Origin of the sequence: Paenibacillus sp. 2TAB26, from assembly GCF_052115145.1 — a bacterium.
In the GTDB taxonomy this organism is placed as follows: Bacteria; Bacillota; Bacilli; order Paenibacillales; family Paenibacillaceae; genus Pristimantibacillus.
Genome location: NZ_JBFRGC010000018.1, coordinates 90,010 through 112,390 on the forward strand (window position 1 = coordinate 90,010; position 22,381 = coordinate 112,390).

General features: G+C 44.6%; 14 protein-coding genes. 2 read left to right on the forward strand and 12 right to left on the reverse strand.

The features are described 5' to 3' along the window. Window positions 1-4: 4 nt before the first annotated feature. The 4 genes from AB4Z50_RS20895 to AB4Z50_RS20910 all read right to left on the reverse strand — a co-directional run bounded on the left by AB4Z50_RS20895 (window position 5) and on the right by AB4Z50_RS20910 (window position 6,266). Window positions 5-871, reverse strand: coding sequence for a carbohydrate ABC transporter permease (locus tag AB4Z50_RS20895; protein WP_076266688.1), 867 nt, complete (start codon window positions 869-871; stop codon window positions 5-7). A 4-nt stretch (window positions 872-875) separates the two neighbouring features. Beyond that, window positions 876-1,799, reverse strand: coding sequence for a carbohydrate ABC transporter permease (locus AB4Z50_RS20900; protein WP_441881632.1), 924 nt, complete (start codon window positions 1,797-1,799; stop codon window positions 876-878). After that, window positions 1,799-4,663, reverse strand: coding sequence for an extracellular solute-binding protein (locus AB4Z50_RS20905; RefSeq protein ID WP_441881795.1), 2,865 nt, complete (start codon window positions 4,661-4,663; stop codon window positions 1,799-1,801). Before AB4Z50_RS20905 ends, AB4Z50_RS20900 begins: the two co-directional genes overlap by 1 nt. A gap of 241 nt (window positions 4,664-4,904) precedes the next feature. Then, window positions 4,905-6,266: an ABC transporter substrate-binding protein gene (locus AB4Z50_RS20910; protein WP_441881635.1), complete on the reverse strand. Its 1,362-nt coding sequence runs from the start codon at window positions 6,264-6,266 to the stop codon at window positions 4,905-4,907. A 517-nt stretch (window positions 6,267-6,783) separates the two neighbouring features. On the opposite strand from AB4Z50_RS20910, the gene AB4Z50_RS20915 reads away from it, so the two are divergent. Further along, the gene (locus AB4Z50_RS20915; protein WP_339203713.1) at window positions 6,784-7,788 is read left to right on the forward strand and encodes a LacI family DNA-binding transcriptional regulator; all 1,005 of its coding nucleotides are present in this window, start codon (window positions 6,784-6,786) and stop codon (window positions 7,786-7,788) included. A 54-nt stretch (window positions 7,789-7,842) separates the two neighbouring features. Here AB4Z50_RS20915 and AB4Z50_RS20920 read toward each other — a convergent pair whose 3' ends face one another. The 3 genes from AB4Z50_RS20920 to AB4Z50_RS20930 all read right to left on the reverse strand — a co-directional run bounded on the left by AB4Z50_RS20920 (window position 7,843) and on the right by AB4Z50_RS20930 (window position 15,029). Beyond that, entirely contained in the window at window positions 7,843-10,092 is a 2,250-nt protein-coding gene (locus AB4Z50_RS20920; protein WP_441881639.1) for a CBM35 domain-containing protein, read from the reverse strand. Between the two features lie 113 nt (window positions 10,093-10,205). Then, window positions 10,206-11,639: a cellulase family glycosylhydrolase gene (locus tag AB4Z50_RS20925; RefSeq protein ID WP_441881642.1), complete on the reverse strand. Its 1,434-nt coding sequence runs from the start codon at window positions 11,637-11,639 to the stop codon at window positions 10,206-10,208. A 165-nt stretch (window positions 11,640-11,804) separates the two neighbouring features. Then, on the reverse strand, window positions 11,805-15,029 hold the full coding sequence (locus AB4Z50_RS20930; RefSeq protein WP_441881645.1) for a glycosyl hydrolase: 3,225 nt from the start codon (window positions 15,027-15,029) through the stop codon (window positions 11,805-11,807). A 483-nt stretch (window positions 15,030-15,512) separates the two neighbouring features. Here AB4Z50_RS20930 and AB4Z50_RS20935 point away from each other — a divergent pair, with 483 nt between their 5' ends. Next, the gene (locus tag AB4Z50_RS20935; RefSeq protein WP_441881648.1) at window positions 15,513-17,531 is read left to right on the forward strand and encodes a serine hydrolase; all 2,019 of its coding nucleotides are present in this window, start codon (window positions 15,513-15,515) and stop codon (window positions 17,529-17,531) included. Window positions 17,532-17,653: 122 nt separating this feature from the next. On the opposite strand, the gene AB4Z50_RS20940 is transcribed toward AB4Z50_RS20935, so the two are convergent. The 5 genes from AB4Z50_RS20940 to AB4Z50_RS20960 all read right to left on the reverse strand — a co-directional run bounded on the left by AB4Z50_RS20940 (window position 17,654) and on the right by AB4Z50_RS20960 (window position 22,350). Then, window positions 17,654-18,295, reverse strand: a complete 642-nt coding sequence (locus tag AB4Z50_RS20940) for an HNH endonuclease (protein WP_441881651.1) — start codon at window positions 18,293-18,295, stop codon at window positions 17,654-17,656. A 105-nt stretch (window positions 18,296-18,400) separates the two neighbouring features. Beyond that, complete coding sequence (locus tag AB4Z50_RS20945; protein WP_441881654.1) at window positions 18,401-19,087, reverse strand: ECF transporter S component; 687 nt, start codon at window positions 19,085-19,087, stop codon at window positions 18,401-18,403. Continuing rightward, window positions 19,075-20,724: an ABC transporter ATP-binding protein gene (locus tag AB4Z50_RS20950; RefSeq protein WP_441881657.1), complete on the reverse strand. Its 1,650-nt coding sequence runs from the start codon at window positions 20,722-20,724 to the stop codon at window positions 19,075-19,077. Before AB4Z50_RS20950 ends, AB4Z50_RS20945 begins: the two co-directional genes overlap by 13 nt. Further along, window positions 20,715-21,584, reverse strand: a complete 870-nt coding sequence (locus tag AB4Z50_RS20955) for an energy-coupling factor transporter transmembrane component T (protein ID WP_430054306.1) — start codon at window positions 21,582-21,584, stop codon at window positions 20,715-20,717. The genes AB4Z50_RS20950 and AB4Z50_RS20955 overlap by 10 nt, the downstream gene beginning before the upstream one ends. Continuing rightward, the gene (locus AB4Z50_RS20960) at window positions 21,577-22,350 is read right to left on the reverse strand and encodes a DUF4430 domain-containing protein (protein ID WP_441881660.1); all 774 of its coding nucleotides are present in this window, start codon (window positions 22,348-22,350) and stop codon (window positions 21,577-21,579) included. Before AB4Z50_RS20960 ends, AB4Z50_RS20955 begins: the two co-directional genes overlap by 8 nt. Window positions 22,351-22,381 lie beyond the last annotated feature (31 nt).

Below are 22,381 nucleotides of genomic sequence, written 5' to 3' on the forward strand. Positions count from 1 at the left end.
CCTTTTAATCTTTCATTCCAGAAGTCGCCATCGTTTCAATAATTCGGCTTTGCGAGAAAACGAACAGCGTAATCGGAACGCTCATCAGAATGAGTGCTACTGCTGCCGCTGCTCCTGCGCGAGCAATACCGCCTGCCACAACTTGATTCGCTGCAAAATGCAGCGATTTAAGCTGTTCGCTGTAAATGAAGCCATTCCCATCGCTGCCCCAAAGAATTTGGAAAAGCAAAATAATTAGCGTTAGCCATGCCGGTTTTACATTGGGCATTACGATGGTCCAGAAAATTCGATATTCGCTTGCTCCATCAATTTTTGCCGCCTCTAACAGCACATCAGGAATTTGCTCCATAAATTGCTTCATTAGATAGAGACCAAGCGAATAAGCAAAAGCTGGAATGATGACTGCCCAATACGTGTCGATCAAGCCTAACCATGACATGATCATATAGTTTGGAATAGCTGTTACGGCTGGCGTAAACATCAAGGATAAAACGACAATGCTGAACATGAAGCTTTTACCTGGAAACTTATGCTTGGCTAGCGGATAAGCAGCTGCCGACGCTAACAGTACATGTCCAATGATTCCCATGCCGGTAATGAAAACCGTGTTGAAAATATATCTTGAAAAAGGAACCCATGAATTGCCTAACAATGCGAATAAATCGATAAAGTTGTTCATGGTCGGGTTTCGAACAAATAATGTCGGAGGAAACATAAATATTTCATCCAACGGTTTAAAGGCATTATTGATCGCATAGATTAGCGGCACGATCATGAACGCACCGAACGCCGTAAGCAAAACAAAAAGCGAGAAGCTGCCCCAAAACGATCGATTTACCCGTTTCCTCGGGATTCGAAAGGAGAAGTTCATGAACTTATTCACCTACCCTGCGAAGAAGTTTTTGAACGATGAGATTCGATCCCACCATAATCATGAATAACACAGAAGCAATGGCAGAAGCGTAACCCATCTCAAAACGGGTAGTACCGAAATCGATTAAGTGAGTAACTATCGTCTCAGCTGCATAGTTGACGCTAGGGAATCCTGCGAGAGCGATCGAAACATCAGCCACTGCAAATGCCGTCGTAATCTGAATGACTGCCCCGAACATCAGCTGCGGCCGCATCGAAGGCAATGTAATGAACCAAAGCTCCTGCCAGCGATTCTTCACGCCATCGACTGCGCCAGCCTCATATAATGTTCGGTCAACGGTTTGCAAACCTGCAATAAAAGCAAGAAAACCCGTTCCAAGACTAAGCCAAAGCTGAACAAGAATGATGATCGGCAAAATGTATTCCTCTTTTTTCAACCATTGAAGCGGCTCCAAGATGATGCCCAGCTTCAATAAAAAACCGTTGGCGATTCCATAACGATCGCCAGAGAAAATCATCAGCCATATAAAATACACGTTTCCGGATATCGATGGCGCATAAAATACGAGAGTCATTATCGCTCTCAGCTTTGGAGACAGCTCATTAATAATCCATGCAAAAACAAAACATGCGATATAACTAATTGGTCCCGTTATTACAGCGAACAACAGCGTGTTCTTTACGGCAATGAGGAAAACATCATCATCTAGAAATAAGCGCGTATAATTCTGCCAGCCGACAAACTTTGGAAACTCCAGCATATTGAAGTACGTAAAGCTAAGCACCACCGAAACCAAAACCGGCAGTACTGTAAACACGGCGAACAAAACCATGTAAGGCGCCAGCAATATGTAGGAGTGTTTGTTTGCTTTCACTTCCCGCAGCTTCAGGTTCCACCAATTTTGCACGCTTGACCCTCCCTCCATTATTGCGGCAACCCGAACTCTTTTCGTTTCGTCGTAATTTCATCCTGCATATATTGGACATAGTCCATAATCGATTCGCGCGCCTGCACTTGACCAACAACCGTCTTATAGAAAGCATTAAACAAATGTCGGCCTGTGAAATATCCGCCTGGCACTTCCGGCACCCCTTGTACCCATTCAAATTGCGCCTTCAAGTTTTCGTAATCGGCAACCGGCCATGGCAAGCTGTCGAGTGCCTTGATATTGGCAGTCGGATAACGGGCTGCTGCGCCCATCAAACCTTCCATTTCACGACCAAACACCGTTTGTGTCGCTTCGCTGGTCCACCATTTCATGAACTCCCATGATGCTTCCTTGTCCTTCGCCTTCTTCATCATTACGACAGCGCTGCCTCCGCTTGGCACCTCACGATTAATGGAGCCATCCTTCTGGATGGTTCCCGGAACAGGAGCGAAGCCCCACATGCCGCGAATTTCTGGCGCAAATACAGAAAGCTGGTTATAGGTTGTATAATCTGCAATGCCGATTGGCATCTGCCCCGTACGGAAGCGATTGGAGAAATCATATTCCCGTTCTAATTTATAGTCGGTATAAAACTCCGTCCATTGCTTAAATGTTTCGATGCCGATGCGTGAATCCAGATCGGATTCTTTGCCATCATTGCGGTATAGCTGTCCACCATTCTGAAATAATAGTGCCGCATACATCGAGTTTGGCGGTATGTTTTGCCCTTGAACAGCAGCTTGTGCCACAACGGGCAAACCGAATTGCATATGATTTTTACTTAGAACGGCTAGTAAATTAGAAACTTCATCCCAAGTTTGCGGAATTTCCAGACCCAGCTGATCAAGCACATCCTTACGGTAAAAGAGCATGTTGAACGTTTGTGTTTCCGGCAACGCATAAACCCCGCCATCATAGCTGTATGGAACAACTGCGCTTGGACGGAAACGTTCCCTCACCTCTTCGAAATCAGCAAACTGTGTCAAATCAGTTGAAGCGTTGCGCATCGCAAAGTTAACAGGCAAATCATTTTCAATCTGCATGGCGATGTCGGGACCTTGGCCCGCCAGCGTTGCAGGCAGCAGTGTTCCCATGTTTACCAGCTTCAAGTTGACATTAATGCCGGTAACGGATGTAAAGGTTTCGTCAATCATCGCCTTCATCGTGTTGGCTTGATCCCGTCCGCTTCCGATCCATACGGTAATCGACCTTTGGTCGGCGTCCTCAGAAATATTTCCGATCTGATTGTAATCCGTAAAGAAAGAAGAAATAAAAGTTGCAGATTGATGCTTAAGATTCGCAGCGAAACCCATCCCTTTTTTAGGGAATTTCTTATCTGGTGAAGCGACATACAGCGCATCGATCTCAAGCGGCTGCTGCCTTGCTTGCTGAACCCAAGTTCCTAGTCCCCCTGTGTTTGTCTTGTAGGCTCCAAGCCTTCTCGGAATGGTATCCGGCTTCTCAACCATCTCATCCAATTGCAGTGACATCGTCTTTAGAAGAGCCTCTTGGTCACTGGATTGTCCTGATAATTTGACGAGCTGTGAGGCAATGGTTTTAAGACGTTCACTTTCTTCTTCAAAAACGTTAAGTATGTTGGGAACTTTTTTCTCAATCTGATAATCACGGTATTCATCGGGCTTTGTTCCCGTAATCATCAATATTTTGCGATACATTTCATTCAAATTATAAAGACTGCTTTCAACCTCACGAATGAGCGGGGCAAACTCGCCTAAACTTACCTCAAGCCTGAGTGTATGCTTTCCTTTTTCCAGGCGGTATAAATAAGGAGACTTTCCACCCATCACATCAAGCCGATAGGAGCTCTTATAACGAAACGCAACCTTTTCCATTTCCTTAAAAGGAATTTCACCGTCAATGGTTAATGTACGAGTTGAATAAATGCCTCTAACGAAGTTTTGCTGCGTTTTAAAGGCAATTTGGTAAAGCCCCGTTTCAGGGACATCAATTTCCCATTCCATCCATTGACCAGGAAGACGCCAATTCAAGCCGCCAATCGTATTTATTTTTATTTTTGAAGAGCTGTAAGGATATACTGCAGCACTTGAACGCTCGCTTAGCGGATACAAGGTTGGTGAAGACTTTGCTGTGGAAGCCTCGCCTTCAATCGTAATCAATTGGCCGCTCGTCTCCTTCATACCATCTGCTTCATACTGCTTAAGCAACTGTTCATAGGTTAGTGGAGCAGGCTGTTGAAATAGTTTCAATTGTTTAACGACCATCGGTTCCCGTGTAGATTCAAGCGTAATCGTATGTTTGCCCTGCGAAAAATAAAATAAGAAAGGTTCATTCTCGTAACCATCGGAATCTTGAAATGTTTTCTCGCTCCATCTCGGCTTCTCCACTTGCTTTGGTCTGAGATCATTGCCTTGATTGTCCTGAACAACTTGAGCTGCTTGATTATCCCAAACACGGTCAAACTGCAGGAAAGCAGCTTCTCTGAACGGACGTTTTCCGTCAATGAATAAATCCCGTTCAATCGCTGAGCTTTTTCCTTCAATGGGATAATAGAGCAAAGAAAGATTATAAAGACCCGCATCAGTCACATCAAATGACCATTCCACTTTGCCCGATTCACCTGTTAACAAGGAAGATCCGTCCATGCCCTCGTAGTTGTTAAGCTTCTCGAACTCAGCACCCTCTACATGGCTGTAATTGATTGCTTCTAATACGATTTCCCGCTCTGGACGGGCAGCCGCCTCATATTGCGAGACATATTCATGATATTTTTGTTCATTATAAGCAGAGATCTTCGTCGATCCGGATTGAACGGACTCCTCCGTCAGCGCATTATCCGAACTGCCGACTGCATGCACCTTAGGCACTGACGGAAGTACCATTAAAACTGCCAAAACAAAAGGGACTATCTTCTTTGCCACATTGGTTAGCCGCAAATTGCTTATCACCAGAGGTCCTCCTTACATGCATAAACGGTTTCTCCGTCCATAGGCGGGGAAGCTCACGTTTGATGGTGAAATATAAGCCCATATATCTTCTAGCATTTATTTTCCTCGTTCTCATACAATCGGGGGAAGTCATGAAAGACGTCCCCCGACCTGTACATTAAACCGCTGCCTTCAATTACTTAGAAAGCTTGGCTATGGACGCTTCTGCTTCCGGCTTATACTTCTCAGCAGTCGCAGTCACTGATTGATTATTTACGATAATATCTGTAACGAACTTCCCAGTAGGGAAATCAGGGAAAGCATCATCCAGCAAGATTTGGCCTGTGTTCGTAATATGATCACGCTGCATAGCTACATCTTCCTCGTGATTGTAGAGGCCTTCCAGCCACTCTTGGCTTGGGAATTCTTCCGTTTGAGTAATATCAAATGTTTCTTCGTAAATTTGGTAAACCAATTGTGCGTCTTTTACGCCTTTTGGAATAAATTTAGCCGCTTGTCCAGGGTTCGCATAAGTAACTTCTGGACTTCCTTGTGGCCCGTTCGGAATTGGCACAACACCGATATCGAACGTTAATTCACCAATATTCCACGCCGGTGCTTGGAACATCGCTACATCGCCGTCTTTAAACGTGTTGAATTCTTCATAATTCATTCTGTCGCCTGTTTTAATTTTCATAACGTTCTCAACGTTGTATAGACGGTTAACAAACTCTGCCGCTTCAATCGTTTTTGGATCAGTTAAGCCTTGAACGCCTGCTCCTTCGTCAACGATTTTGCCGCCATTTGCAGCCGTAAAGTTGCGGAAAATATCAATGGACCAGCCTGAGAAGCCATAAACGTCAATTTTTCCGTCATTATCTGTATCCTTCGTTGCTAGCTTTGCAATTTCCAAAAACTTCTCCCAGTTCCATTGGCCGCCTGTATAAAGCTCTTGAAGATCCGGAAGGCCAAGTTTTTTGAACAAATCGCGATTGTAGTGCATGGCTGTACCGCCTGAACCTGGATTGTCAAATGCATATTCGCCGCCAGCTATAGCAGGCGCTTTGGCCATCAAGTTTGCATCGTTGTTGATGTTATTAGCTGAAGTTGTAAACTCGCTGATCGGAAGCAGCTGGCCTTTCAATACAGCCGGCAATGCTGCTTTGTATTCCATTTGAACGATGTCTGCGAAAGGCTCACCTGTCAGGACAGTAGCCGTAAACTTCGGCATGTATTCTTCAAAAGGAACGTTTATGAATTCGATTTTCACATTATATTTTTTTTCAACTTCTTCAATTTTAGCGAGACGCTCTTTCTCGGAAGCCGTTGCACCTGCTGGTGTCAAATCCCACCATGCAGCTACTTTAATAACGCGTCCACCCATATCGACAGGTTCTGGTGTTGCTGTGGATTCCTCAGGTGCTGCAGTCGGATCAGTGACAGCGCTTTCTTTTGGAGCGTTATTCGTTCCTTTATTTCCGCCGTTCCCGCCGCTGCAAGCTGTAAGTATGAGCATGAAACATAACACCAAAATGGACAAACCTTGTATTTTTCTCATGACCGAACCTCCCATTTTTACATTCATCAGTTGGTATAAAGTAAAAATCCCCATTTAAAAGCGCTTTCATTCCTAAACTTTGAAAAACCCAACAGCTAACCTCACCGCCTTTTCGTTATTCGATTTCCGTAATTTGTTATTTCGTTTTGCATAACGAATATAACATAAAAAACAAAACTGGTCAATTGTTTTTTATTTGTTATCTAAACGCACTAATATTTCTAAAAAAATAAGTTGAATTCCGTTTTATTGCTTGTATACCCTTGAAAAAACAGCTATATTTATCTACATAACAAAATAACAAAAAGACAATAATAAAGCATTGAGGTGAATGAACTTCCTAAATAAAACTCTAAATAAAATAATAATGTTTAATGTTTTTTAGCAATAAAAAAACAAGTTTAATTGTTAGTAACAATACGGTAAAATAATGACTAGCATTTCTTCACATATAATAATGGACTTCTTTACATATAGATGGCTTGGCAAACTAACTAATTAAGGTAGGATGAAATTTATGCGCCGGAAGGTAACGATTCAATCAATTGCCGATTACACAGGGTTGTCAAAATTCGCAGTCTCACGAGGGTTATCCGGGAAATCGGGGGTTAGTCCACAAACAAGAGAAGTGATATTAAGAGCTGCAGGACAGCTTGGTTATTTTAAGGACGCGCAGACGCCTCCTGTTTCAAGCGAACTGATGGATACAGAATCACGAAGCTGGTCCGGAACCATTCTAGTGCTTTTCCCAAATGTTCGTTATCAAAATACTGATTCCTTATATTGGGGTCCAATATTTAACGGCATATCTACAAGGCTGAACCAAAAGGGCATTAACATCCTTACATTAACTGAGCCTACTAACGACTCCATGTTCTCACTTTTAAACCCTGAAGCTATTATGGGCATTATTACTGTAGGCTCTATTTCTACCTCTGTGTTGCTTGATATTAAACGGCTCGGCATTCCTGTCGTAATGGTCGATCATTACGATCCAAACTTTCACTGCGACTCGATTTTTACAGACAACTTGTCCAGCATGAGAGAAATAATGAATGCCGTCATTACAAAAGGCTACAAAAACTATCAATTTTTAGGGAATATTAGAGATGCGCAAAGCTTCTATGAACGATTCCTTGGTTTCCGTTCAGCTCTCGAGGACAATGATATTGAACTAAAGCAAATTCCTTCCCTAATGGGACCGGAAATTGAAAACTTTCACGATACATTCAAAGCTGCTATTGAGGAGCATGGTTTACCTGAAGTATTTGTTTGCGCCAATGATATATTTGCCTCTTTTGCGTTAGATACATTAAAAAATATCGGCATGTATATTCCAGAAACGCTCGTTTTCACCGGCTTCGACAATACCCATCCTCAGATTCCTTTTTTGGCTACTGTTAATGTAGATAAGGAGCTGCTCGGCAAACGTGCTGTTGATCAGATGCTTTGGAGAATACTCAACGCAACAACGAGCTACGAGAGGACCCTTATCCAAGCTGAGATTATTTTCAGAAATTAAACATAAAAAGAGGATGACCATCGCGGTCATCCTCTTTTCGTAGTAGTGCTTCGTTTAAAAATCCGTTCGAAATGGCGATGCGGGAAGTCCTGCTTTATTATACAAATTAATCGTCGGTGAATCGCTCCAGCCATATCTTACCGATACTGGTTCAGCAACCTTATCCGATGATACAATGACCGAGTTGCCATCTATTTTGGCATTAGCAGCATAATATTTCTTATCTTCCCCCGCAATTGCAAAACCGATCAGCTCGCCTGATTTCTCCTCCTGTACAGGTTCAAGTCCAGCCTTTACTCCCGCCATTAAGCCTGAATCTGCATGCTCGAAAGAAAGACGAATGGCCGCACCTTCCTTCGCCATCGACGTATAAATGGGTCCAGAATATTCAATCGTATAGTTGTCAAATTTGCCTAAAGCACACAATGCAGAGCGCCAGCCGACATCCTGCTTATTCGTTGGATGGATATCAGCGCTATCTCCTACATCTGTTGTGACAACAAGGCATGCGTGTGTATCATTCTGTACCGTTTTCAGCTGAGCCTCGCGTATTTCCGGCAGTCCTTCATTTGTTTGCGCCGGATTAGCTTCGCTTTGAACGGTGCCGAATGCTGAAATTTGAATAATTATAAACGGCAGACTTTCATCCGAAAAAGCAAGGCGCCAATCCTTCATCAGATCAGGCAGCAGCTTGTTATAGCGACGCTCTCCCCAATTGCTTTCACCTTGATACCAGAGCACACCTTTTAATTTATAAGGCGTAAGGGGCGCAATCATTCCATTAAAAAGAGCGATCGGTGATTTAGCTGTCTCAATCATCACTGCGCCTGTTCTAATCTCATCAGCTGCTGCTGTAAAGTCTGGATTGCTTTGCAACATAGGGTAGCTTGTCCATGATTCTGCTTTTGTACCGCCAACAGCTGAGAAGAGAATACCGATAGGTACATTGGTTTCCTTGTTTATTTTACGGGCAAAAAAATAAGCTACGGCGCTGAAATCCACAGCTGAATCGGATGTCACCGTCTGCCATTTGCTTCCCTTGTCTACCATGTATAGCGGAACAGGACTTGTTGCTTGCGGTATTTTCATAAATCGAATGTTGGGATGGTTTGCTTGTTTCATCTCCTCTGCCGCATTCATTACAGCGGGCAGCTTAAACTCCATATTGGATTGCCCCGAGCTTAGCCATACATCACCAAACAAAACATCAACGAGCTCAATCCTCTCTCTGCTGCTGCTAACCGTTATTTGATGAGGTCCTCCTGCTGAAAAAACACCCAATTCTATTTTCCAATAGCCATCGACATCTGCTAACCCAGAAATTGCACGATCATTCATTTGGACGGTTATTTTCGTATTCGGCTCTGCCCAGCCCCATATGGCTGCCTGCTTATCCCTTTGAAGAACCATGTGATCACCGAACATCGGATTCACTAAGGGCTTGCCTATATAGGTAGGTAATGCCTTATAGGATATAACTGCTTCTGCTTCCATTTCTGCTCTGGCATTTAATCCGCGAGCCAGTACCTTGAGCTCATAATCGCCTGCTGCAGGGGGAAGAAAGGTATATTGATGATGTCTGCTAAACTCGTTTAACGGCATCCAATCTCCTTTTTTTTCACGAGCAAAAAAACGATATTCCGCAGAATGGTCAGCACGAGCCGATACCGTAACCGCAGCATCAGACGGACCTGTGCTTTCACTTTCTAAATGGAGTGCAACACGGGTAACATTGCCGTCAGAGCCTCCAATTAATTGAATATAGTCAATAGCAATCCAGCCCCAGCTATTTGAAATATCAAAAGTATGCTTCCCTGCGTTCAAATCATATTGTCCGATCAAAGCATCCTTCCATACAGCCGTATCCTTAAATGTATATTCAGCAAGCCGTTCTCCATCTAATGCTATAAAATTCGGCTTATCTCCTCCTGCTGTTTTATACCGAATTAAAATCATATAAGTGCCTTCAGCTTCAATATCCATCAGAAATCTCAGATTGTCGCCGCTCGTATCAAAGCCCTCCACGAATTTACCGCCTGATGCACTGTCATCCTCTGAGCTGGTTAATCCAGTCAGTTCTCCATCCTCTGCCTCTAACGTAAGTGTAGTTCCCAATATCCTTTGTTTCTCCCCAGATGCAGCCAATGTCTCCACTGGCAATTCAGTTGGAACAATCCATTCATTTTTAGTTGTTTCTGTATCTGCTTGCTTCATCACAATCACTCCAATTAAAAAAACGATAATAATACCCAATAGTATGAGCCACTTGCTGATACGGTTTCGTATGGCCTGCTTATTATGCATCTTCCATCCAACCTTCTACTTATTTACTCTGCATGCTGCAAATAATCATTTCAGACAAGGAAAAGGGCTGGAATCCAGCCCTCCCCCTATCCTATGAGTACCTATCCATTTCGTTATTGCAGCACAACACTGTCTACATAAACCGAAGTTGATCCGCTTGAGTTAGTAGGTGAAATGAACTGAACGCCTACTTCACGCACATCACCCAAATTGGCTACTCCAGATAAGCTCAGTGAAATCGTAGATGCCCCCGATGAATTGATGTTTACCGTTCCTGAGTCATACCAAGTGTAAGCGGAGCCCGTCTTAATAAACAGCTTCGCCTGCAGGCCRCTGCCAAAGCTTCCCCATGCAGCATGCTTTACTTTAACAGAAACAGAAGATTTTCCGCTGAAATTATTAGCACCCGCATATTGCAAATAAAATTGACCGCCGCCTAACGTAATGTCTGCTTTGAGCGAGCTGCTGCCGCTTGCCGCCCATTCCGTTACAGACCAAGGTCCGCCAGCAACGTTTGATGCCGTCCAGCCTTGTGCATTTCCGCCTTCAAAATCGTACAAGGTAGAGCTGCTGCTGCTATTAAACACAGAAGCTTTTGTAGAAGTAGCCCAAATGCCATTTGTTCCGTTAATGACAAGATTGCCCCATGAAGTAAGCGTCTGCCAATCACTTGTCGTCATATCCAGCCACGAATTGGCCGAATCATTTCCTGTCCATGACCATGCCATATAACCAATGCCTTTCGCCTGACTTTGGTTCATCACCTCTTGTGCATTAACTTGACTTCCCAAGTTATTATTGCCGTTGTTGTAGTTATAGCCAAACTCGCCAACCATAACAGCCAACCCTAAATTTTTAATCGCTTGCAGCTCCGTGCCAATCCGAGAAGAATCATTCCATGAGCCGTACATATGAATGGAGAACATGACATTATGATCCGGATCATGAGTGAGGAGCGCGTTGCCGTATGCTTTGATTGGTGAAGAATTTTGTCCCCAGCCTGAGGCGTCAACAATAATCGTATTATGAATTCCAGCATTTCGAATGGTTGAAATAGCCGTCTTGTACGCATCGCGCCAAGCGGTATCCGCAAGATTCCCATCGCCCCATTCATTAGCGATATTAACGAGCACATACTTTTCATTGTTCGTCAAAATCGTTTTAACCGCGCTGCTGGCAAAATAACTAGCCATATTATTTAAAGCAGTTGCGCTGTTAGAGCCTGTTGCATCATGCAGTTCAACAATGGCAACCATGCCGAGCTGTTTGCAACGATCGATAATTTGCTGCAACCGCGATGCCGAACCGCTTGTCGTCCAGACGATTCTAACAGCGTTCACTTTTTTCGAGCTAATCGTGCTCAGAGCATCATACGCCTGCGTATCAAACCATGCGTGAGCGTTATTGACTCCTCGAATGACAAAGTTATTTCCGTTTGCATCCTTCAAATTGTTGCCGCTTACATAAAAACCGTTAGCCGCATGGGTTTGTTCAGTTGCAATAAAAGGCACAACCAAAGCTAGCATAAGCACAAGCATAAACGTCATTTTCAATCTCCTGATCATCATAATAACTAAATCCCTCCAACTGTTTTTTTGTTTTGCAGTCTCGGTTCTTAGTGTTTGATCTGGCTGCCTGTTACTTTAAAGAGGCTGACATATTTATGAGAGCCTATCACCCCCTTTCATCACCTGCTGCTTTCTTCGTTTTCCTTAATCGAGAAACCGCATCAAATTCGAAACCATTTCAGCCGCTTGCTCACGGTTCACAACTGACTTTGCTAATATGGAATCATTACTTTTGAATGCAGTACTTCCAATAAGCTTGGCGACACGTTCCAACACTGCTGCCGCATCCTGCTTAGTCATGGCTTCGCGCGGACCAAAACTTCCGTTTTCTTTTCCTTTAATAAGCCCGAGCTGTTGAGCTGTTGAAACAGCCTTGGTATACCAGCCATCACTCGGAACGTCGTTAAATGTGTTGCTGGCGGTATCGTCATTCAAATCAAACGCTTGAATAATGATTTGAACAAACTCCGCTCTTGTCACAAGGTCAAGAGGCTTAAATAAACCATTGCCTTTTCCCTGTACGATGCCTCTTGCAGCCAAATAATCGATCGCGTCCTGTCTTGCTGAGGATGAGCCTTTATCCTTGAATGAAACATCTACTGCCGCAGCTGCATATTGACTGAAATGAGTGGGATGAAAAATAACTTTTTTTGTTGTTGCATCGTAATAGCTGTTTTTTACAACCTCAAGCTCACCGTTTTCTTTGATGTGGTATGTCACGATCGTGTTTGGATTTGCGCCTGAGGCTAGTGAATAATCCAAAGCAACTTTTACAGATGCTGCTCTGAATGTAGTTATTCTCTTTCCGTCAATGTCAAGATTCAAATCATAAACCTGCGCGCCACCAAGCTTAGCTTTGGCAAGATCGCTCATTTGGGATGGATCGACAATAGAGAATGTGAACGTAATCGTTGCAGATGTTCCGCTTAAATGGCTTGATATTTCGGATAGTGAAATTGTAATCGCAGCATAACCGATATTCACTTCTATCCGCTCAAGACCTTTGTCTATAGCCTTAGCTATTTGCTCAGCTGGAATATTGACCTTTACCTCCTTAGCTCCTGCTGCTGGAGTCCCGATAACAAGGATTGTACCCTTTTGAGCTTTGGCGACAGCTGCCTCAAACTCCGCGCTATTAAGCTGAATCGTTTGTTTGCCGCTCGATCCCGCTGCAGGCGGCTGGCTTGTGTCTGGATTAGACGGCGTAACGATGGGCTCAGACAAAGTGGTTACTTCAATCTGAGGACCGCCAACGCTCCAAACTCCATCTCGTGTAGCCGCTTCTACTTTAAACGTATATTTTGTACCAGCTGCTAGTCCGCTCACCTCATAGCTGCTGCTGGAGCCATTCACCGCAGCCAGTTGAATACCGTCTTTATAGATCAAATAATTTATGATTTCCTGCTCGCTTGATGCACCGCTCCATGACAAGGTGGCGCTCGTTTGATTGACATTTGCTGCTTGTAACTCAGCATTGATCCACTCTGGCGCTTTCAAGCCATAGGTTGACAAGTTGCTCGGCAGCTCATCGAGCGTAATGACATATTCATGGTTGAAGACATGAGTAAGATGCTCGGCCGTATTATAAATACCGTTTCTAATAAAATCACCCGTCCATGTGCTGAACCAGCTCCAGTCTGCACCATATAAAGGCAGCAAATCAGGATCTGGAATCGTTCCGGTCTCCGGAAGCGAAACAAGCTTGCGATCCTTGACGACCTCTACTAGACGATCATATTTATTAATATTTGGGCTATAATCGCCTGCTTGGTTGTAAATGTCGGTGCTAATAATATCAACCACATCATCTCCTGGATACCAGTCGGATGACACGGAGTTCCACACCCAAATCAAATTGTTCAATTGATGCTCGTTTGTTAACCGCTCATACATCAATCGATATAGCTGCTTGGCGGACTCTGGTCCTTTGGCGCCCCACCAGAACCAGCCTCCCTCTGCCTCATGCAGCGGTCTCCATAGAACAGGAATATTCGCATCCTGAAGCCTCTTCAACTGAATGGCAATCACATCGATGTCACTGAGCAGCAGCTTATACTCCTCTGAATCCGGATGACTAAGCGCATACTCAACATCAAACGTTGTGGAGTCGGTGTAGAAGGCTCTCCACCATTCTTTGCCCGGCACATCGATTAAACCGTTTGGCGAATTCCAATGCCAGCAAAGGGATACGATCCCGCCTCTTTCCGCCCACTGCATCATTTTTTCTGTTTCCTCTGACTTCGTTCCATGAGCTACCCGAGTAGGTGAATAGTCGATAAGGTCGAAGGAAACCATCGCTGGATGCTTACCGGTTTTTTCATAAATCCACTCCGCATCAGATAATTCCTGCTGGCCGGAAATGATGTTTTTGCCGTAGTTATCAACTAAATAATTCATGAGCGCACGCGCTTCCCTTGTTGCATTTGGGTTGATTAACGACTTTGGAACCTGATGCTCTTTATTCTCGATAGGCATTGGAGTGAGCTTTATATAATCAATGTCATACCAACTCCAATTGGCATCAAAGGTTATCGTGTTGTTTCCTGCATTCAAAAAAACCTTACCTGCCGATATTTCAACAAATCCAGCTGATTCATTAAGATCAACTTCAAACCCTGAAGCCCCGGCTTCATTTTTATTAACGGTTATTAGCGTTTTTTTGAAGCCGTAAGAAGCTCTGTAACCAAAATCCAGCGTATAAAAGCCTTCAGCAGGAGCCGATACATTTAACTCAACAGATCCTCCAGGAATAAAAACATAACCGTCGCCGGAATAGCCGTTTCCAGTTGAGCGTATTTCTGCTCCACCCGCCAAAATCCCCGCTTCCGCTTCATATTGGCTAGTATCTGGCACAATAACGGTATCCGCGGATTCAAGCGAAATGTATTCGATGCCATAATAACCCCAGCCTCTTTCAAAGCGAATCGTATTGTCACCTTGCTTGAGCATTATTTTCCCCGCGGAAGCTTCTGATGAAACAGAGCCTGCTTCCGCAATCGCAGGCAGCTCAATCTCACCGTTGCTCTGACCGTTTACGAGCAGCGACGTTACCTTCCGTCCATAAGGCGAGAAATAACCAATGTTCAGCTTATATAAGCCAGTTACTGCTGCTTGAACATGAAAGGTGGCAGCTCCCGAATCACCAGTGAAAAATGAAATGTAACCGTTTCCAACATATTGAATGTCACCACCTGCAATTGTAGTTAAAAATTGTGCAGCGCCCTCTACTTCTGCACTTGCTGCTTCATATTTAAAATCAGATGCAGTCGCGTTTACATAAGGGTAGAGAGGAATGGCCCCCATAACAAACGTTAGGATCAAAGCATAAAACAAAACCTTCCGTGTTCCCCATCGATAATTAAAATCCATTTCATTCGTCACCTCTAATTCATAATGATGAAGCTATGCTTTTGGGACGTGCCGCCTTGCGATAGTATAATCAGCCCCGCCGGAAAACGCTTTCAAAAATGAATCACCTCCTTTCTACATTTAGTAGACGTAAGTAGCTAAGTTACATGAACAGGAGCATCTTGCTGCATGGGTAAATTTACAAGCAGCGTTTCGTTATTGAGAAGATAACATAAATAACATTATTTTTGCAATACAAATAATAAATAACTTTATAATAACAATTTATATTTTTGTTATTGTCGAATTTAGCCGTATAAATGCTGCACTTTGTCTCATTTGCTAGCTCAAACGAATAACAATTTTCATAAACCTTGCAAACAAAACCTACCCTTTCGACTAAAGTCTAGGTAACAATTAGACCAATGACTGATTTGATGAAATGGCGATTCCATTAAAGTTAAGAGGAAATAAATTACATATTACTTGAAAGGATGGAAATCAATGATGTTGATGTTTCAACAAAGAAGGAAAAGTAGAAAAGCTTGGGCACCCGCCCTGCTCGCAGCGACGATCGCCTTTTCTGCCATCTCATTTCCTGCAAAGAGCGTTGAGGCAGCAGGTGCAACTGGCCCCAAGGATGCTAAGGAAGTTGAGGCGTTTGTCGATGAGTTCTTTAAACGTCCAGAGGTTGCGAGCTCGCTAGCTGGAAGTGCAGTGGTAGTGGTGGGCAATGATAAAGTACTGCTGAACAAAGGTTATGGTTATGCCGATGTGGAGAGCAAGAAACCTGTTGATCCTGATAAAACCATGTTCAGAATAGCTTCCATATCCAAAGTATTTACAGCAACAGCCGTCATGCAGCTCGTAGAAGAAGGCAAAATAGACTTGGATCAGGATGTGAGCCCCTATTTGAAAGGTGTGACGATTCCCAATAAGACCGGCAGCAAACTAACGATGCGACATTTATTGACTCACACAACAGGTTTCGACAAAACAGATGTGTTGACTGCTCCAGATGCGACCCGCAAAGACTATCCTCTCGAACAATATATTAAAGAGAATTTACCTACCATCGTGCGCAAGCCGGGAGCGGCTTATCGCTATGATAATTTAGCTTTCAATTATCAAGGATTAATCGTGCAAAATGTGACAGGCAAGCCATTCGAACAAGTCATTGATGAACAAATATTCCATCCGCTGCAAATGACAAACAGTGATTTCCGGATGACGGATAAAGTGCTGGAAAACCTTGCTACCGGCTATAACCAATTAAAGGAGCCTTGGCCGCAATACCAGCTCACGCCTACAATAGCGCCAGACGGGGGCATGTTCGCAACAGGCACGGATATGAGCAAATTTATGCTCGCTCAATTAAATGGCGGCAAGCTTGGCGAAAATCGTATTTTACAGGAAAATACAGTTAAGGAGATGCAGCGGGTACAGGTTGGCATTCATTCAGAAATTCCGAACATGGCTTTAGGTTTTGAGATGTTTTTCCAAGAACATTTCAATGGCGAGACTGTCATTGGAAAGGGCGGAGATTTGGAGGGCTATCATTCGTGGATGTGGCTGCTGCCTGAACAAAAGGTAGGCGGATTTGTTGTAACGAACAGCGATGCCAGCGATATACGTGAGCAGCTGTTCGCCGCGTTTATGGATCATTATTACCCTAAAACTGAGAAAGAGCGGCCAGCCATTGCACTAACCAAGGCACAATTAGCACGCTTTGAAGGCAGCTACCAGTATTTGCGCGCCCCGCTCGTTTATTACAAAGTAAAGGCGGAAGATGGTTATTTATCCGTTGCCGGACCCAATAGCACCAGGAAACTAAAACCCGTTGGCGAGCTGCTGTTCCAAGATGAAGATGGAAAACTTGGCGCATTTAAAAGAGATGAAGCTGGCAATATCTCATACTTTTATTATTTACTTATTGATGCTTGGTGTGAACGTATAACCCCATCACCTAACTATTCTGATGTACCGCGCAATCATCCGTATGCCGATGACATTTATACTTTACGTGATTTGGGCGGGGTTTTAAATCAAACGTCTACCCTTTTCGAACCAGAAGGAAACACGACTCGTGCACAATTCGCAGCTCAGATTGTACGACTAGCTGGTATTACCAAATCACACCAATCCTCTAAATTCACGGATCTAAAGGCTCATCCATATGAATCAGAAATTCAAACACTGCTAGAGATTCACGTATTAAGTGGTACTTCAGCCCAGAGGTTTGAACCAGACCGAACGATCACAAGGGAAGAAGCTGCTGTCATTATCTATCGATTATCACGTTTTCTTGGTTTCCCTCCCATTCCAGCGAAACTGAGCGGCAAGACTTCAGCTTGGGCCGAAGAAGCGGTTCAATTCATTGTTGGAGCTCGCTTATATGGACCAGAAATAAAAACGACAGATAAAGGTACTGATTTCCGTTCGAGAGATCCGCTGCTCAATAAGGAAGCTGCTGTGATTTTAAACCGTTTCGCTAAATTATTTGCGTCAAGTGCAGGCATCTAATACAAAAAAAGACTGCGTAGTCGCCCTTCATCAAGGCGGACTATGCAGTCTTTTTTTGTATAAACGTTAGTTGTAACGAAAGCAGTACAACATACGGATCACTCAATCATTCATTAATGCTTCTAAGGAATAAGCTCATCACCGTTCATAAACGTTTGCAAGTCTTGATCCGCCTTCGATTGGTTGCAAGCATTGCAAGCACAGACACAATTAACCGGCGTTGTATGCCCGCCCTTAGCGCGCGGCAGCATATGATCGATCGTATCACCCTGCTCCCCGCAAAAATAACAAATGTGATGGTCACGCTCCAAGATGTAGCGCCGGAATTCCTTATTGCTGAACAATCGGCGTATCGTATAGCGATTGACGATAACCGCAGCATGCTCCTTTACCAGCGTTATCGCAAGCTCTGGCTCAATTTCTTGATACCATCGCCGTCCTTTATCCGTCTTGCCTCTCATCCAAATCGTACCTTGACGCGTAGGTTTTAGTGCTGCCGGATCATTCTGCAGCGTTATGGATGTCATCGGTGGAACCGGGAATGGTTTGCTGGGATGAGCTTTTCTTCGTATTGCTTTATAATCATTAAGTTGAACATCAGGCAATGGAGCTAAAGCCGCTTTCGCCTGCCTGCAAGCTCGGCATGCACCGCGCCTTGCACCAGCGCCGGCTCGTTTGCCCGTTCGCCGCAGAAACTCAGAGAGCGGTTTCGTTTCCTTGCAAATGGCGCATGGTTTGGTAGCAAGAGGTTCTGTATCATCCATCATTTTTTCCGGAGCATATGATTAGCTACGCAGCCGAATTCGTCCCCTCGTGTTTTTATACTATTGTAGCATTAATATAGGTTCGAGGGGAAAATAGCACATAACCTATGATTCCAATAAACCGTATTTCCTCTTGAAGCGCTGCAAAATGGCAATCCAGCTGCTCCCAAACACGGCGAGGAAAAAAACATTGGACAGCGCATGCGCAAGATCAAAATAAAAGCTTTGAATGTAGGCAACAAAAATCAAATTCCAGCTCAGCGCGTCCGGCAATCCGATGATAAACCAAATATTCATAATCCAGCCAAACAAGAAGCCCCATCCAAAACCAAATACGAGCAAGCCGGTCTTTGTTTTGATGAGCCAAGTATTTCGCAGCCACCCCGCGCTAGCCCCGATCATCCCCCAGCAAAACATTTGCCATGGCGTCCACGGGCCCTGACCTAGAAAGATATTCGATACGACTGCAGCTATTGCGCCGATAATGAAGCCCGATTCAGCTCCAAACACAATCGCAGCAATAATGATCACGAAGGATGTGGGCTGAACGCTCGGCAGCGGCGCAAACGGTACGCGGCTAATGGCCGCAATGGCCGCCAGCACAGCAAGGATAACAATCTCGCGCGCTTCGATCTTCCGTCTCTCAAACCTTGCAAAAAAAGGAATCATCGTGACAAATAGCAGCACGATACTTAGCATTAAATAATGATCATCGGAAATGGCAGAGGATAAGGCCATAGCTGCGATGAACAGTCCAATGCTGGCAATGAACCAGAGCTTTATTTTGCCCACGTTGCAATCACATCCTCTGTCGTCAGCGCTTCTGGCAGCCATTCACGCACCGTTCGATTGATGGCTGTTGTGTAAAAATAATTAGTACCAAAAAATTGCGCCGGCTCCGACTCAGCAGATATTGCTCCATCAAACAGCATCGCGCAGCGCGTTGCATGCTCGGCAGCAAATTCAATATCATGTGTGACCATGACTATGGTTTTGCCTGCATGGCATAACTGCTGCAGCAGCTCCGCTGTTCGCTGCTTGGCTATGGGATCAAGCCCCTTTGTCGGCTCATCCAAGCATAGAACATCCGGCTCACCAAGCAGCACTAAGGCTAACGCCGCTCTCTGCTGCTCTCCTCCGCTCAAATCATAAGGATGCTTCGGCAAAATAGAGGAAATCTGCAGGGAATCGACAACCTGAGCTATTTTCCGATCCCGATCATCGAGTTTGGCGTAATCCGCCATTCGCTGAAGCTCCTCTTCAACTGTATCGTAGCTAAAATAAAGCAGTGGATTTTGCGCCAAATAACCAACTTTAATCGATTTATCCCGCTTCAGCTTGCCTCGCTGCGGCTTTAATAATCCGGCCATCATTTGCAGCATCGTTGTTTTTCCAGCCCCGTTGCCGCCAAGCACCGCCAAAAACTCATACTTGTACACGTTAAGCGACAGCTTCTTCAACACCTCTGCACTCGCTTTTTCGTATTTAAACGTTATTTCATCACAAGCAAGCAGCCATTCCTTTTTTTCGAGCTCGCTGCTTTCGTTGATTACTGAATGATTTGCGCCTATTGTATGTACGCCGAAAACATTGGAGAGCCACTTCTTCCCTTCACGCACGGTAAGCGGAATTTGATTTGCTTCTGGTAGGCTGCCAGCCTTCTGGGCAGATAGAAACAGCTTCGTAACGGAAGGCAGGTATGGCATTTCTTTCTGCGCTGCATCAACACCAACGAGCCGGCATAGCTCTCTCGGCGGCGCGTCGTATTTCACTTTGCCTTCCTCCAGCAGAATGATTCGATCTGCAAGTGGAATAACATCCTCCAGCCGATGCTCGCTTATAATAACCGTCATCGACATTTCCTGATTCAGCCGATAAATAAACTGCAGAAAATCTCGCGCCGCTACCGGATCAAGCTGAGAGGTGGGCTCATCTAATAGAAGCAGCTTTGGCTGCAGCAGCAATACTGAAGCAAGATTGATCAGCTGCTTCTGTCCCCCCGATATTTCATGAACGGATTTGTTAATCAGCTCATCCAGCCCAAAGAAATGGCTCATTTCGGCTAGTCGTTTACGCATAACCGCTTGCCCATAGCCGACATTTTCCATGGAAAAAGCCAGCTCATGCCATACCTGATCCATCACAATTTGATTTTCAGGGTTTTGAAACACCATGCCGATCTGTTCAGCCGCCTCGACCGCAGGCAGTTCCTCTAGCAATACACGATTATACTTAATGGTGCCTGAGCGTTTCCCCGTAGGCTGCGTTTCTTTTTTCAAGTGCCGAAGCAGCGTCGTTTTGCCGCAGCCGGATGCCCCACAAAGGACGACAAAATCGCCTGGCTTGATATTTAAAGTAATGTTATCGAGTGCTGCAACCGTTGATTCCGGATAATGGAACGTCAATTGATCAACCTGAATTACTTCCATGACCTTCTCTCCATTTCTTCAAGTACGACTGGTGTTAACAGAAAGGCGCAATAGCAAGCGTATGCAATGCCTTCCCCCCTATGAAACTGCATTGTTTCCAGACGCGGGTAAATAGTAAGCACACCAAAACCTTGCATCCAGCCCCAAATGCATACTAGTGCCATTGCTCCAAGAAACAATAGAACATACCAATCTCTACGATCCATACGATAGATGACATAAGAGCTTCGTTTAGCTGCGCCATACCCTCTAGCTTTCATAGAATCAGCGGTCTGAAGCGCCTCCTCCAAGGACCAGGTCAACAGCACACGAACGAGCAGCATGCCATCCTTGCTCCGTTTTTTCAAGCTGCCTTCGAGAATCGAAACCCCTTTTATTCGTTGAACCGTAGTAATTTGATCCAGTCTCCGCAAGAAAAGCGGTACGAACCGAATCGACATCGAGGTTAGCAGTGCAGTTCGCGGAGCGACTCGTGAAAATAAATACATCCATTTCTCCGTCGTAACAATCTGCTGAAACGATACAAAGGCTAGTAAAATGCACAATAAAGAGAGCATCATCGTCACACCATATAAAATAGCTTCCAACGTGATCGGCTGATCCATAAAATAAAATAAAATATGCCGCCCGCGATGAGAAAACAGCGGGTTAAGAACAGCAACTAAACCGCCCATTAGAACATAATAAGGAAGCAGCTTAAGCAGCCGCTTCCCTTCGCCATGAATGACAATAATTACCGTAATCGCAGCAAGTGACGTCAATAAGAAAACAGGATGAAATAAGAGCATGCCGAATGTAATGACTCCTGCATAATAACTGAAGCTCGTAACCGGATGTACCGAACCGAACGCACTATTCATCGAATTTTGCTCCTATATCCTCGCCAAGATCAGTTGTGTACAACCATTCAATAACATCACCTTCATTAACCTTGTAAACCCCGGCGCCCTTGTTAGGAAACTCACCGTTTACTCGGTACATCCAGCCGCTCTTCGCACCCAGATCGAATTCGTAAATATTATCGATGCCTTCGATATAAGCACCGCCTTTAACACCTCTGTATTCCATTTGTATTTTGTTTTTTCTCGTAATTTTCTTCAATACATCTAGAACGGTATCGTCCTTCTTGAACTCTACGGCAGTTGGTGCAAGCACCGTTCCCGTATCTTTGTCCGCGACAATTGAAATCGTAACCGTCTGCACAGGATTCGGCGTTGCAACAGGTGTGACGGGCTTCGCAGTAGCCGCACTGTCTGTTTTGGTTGGTTTCGCAGAAGCAGTAGGCTTCGTTTTTGGATCATCCAGTTTTGGCTCATTTGACTGCTTCGGCTTCGGGGAAGGCGTTGCTTGCTTACCGCCAGCGTTGTCGGTTGCCTTCGCGTTATCTTGATCTTTATCTTCGCTAGGCAACTGCGTTGCCTCTGCCGTTTCTGATGCTGAAGTACTCGTTGGCTGCTCATCAGCGGCTTTCTCCGCTTCTTTTCCCACTTGTCCTTCGTTGCTGGTTTGCACTTGATTGGTATTGGAATTAACGCTTTGTGCCGGACTGGCACAGCCAGCTAATAAACCAATAAACAGCCATAGGATGATTAAGCTTGGTAACCATTTCTTGTAGATCTTTGCCATCGTCTCTTTTCTACTCCTTTTTGTCTCATTC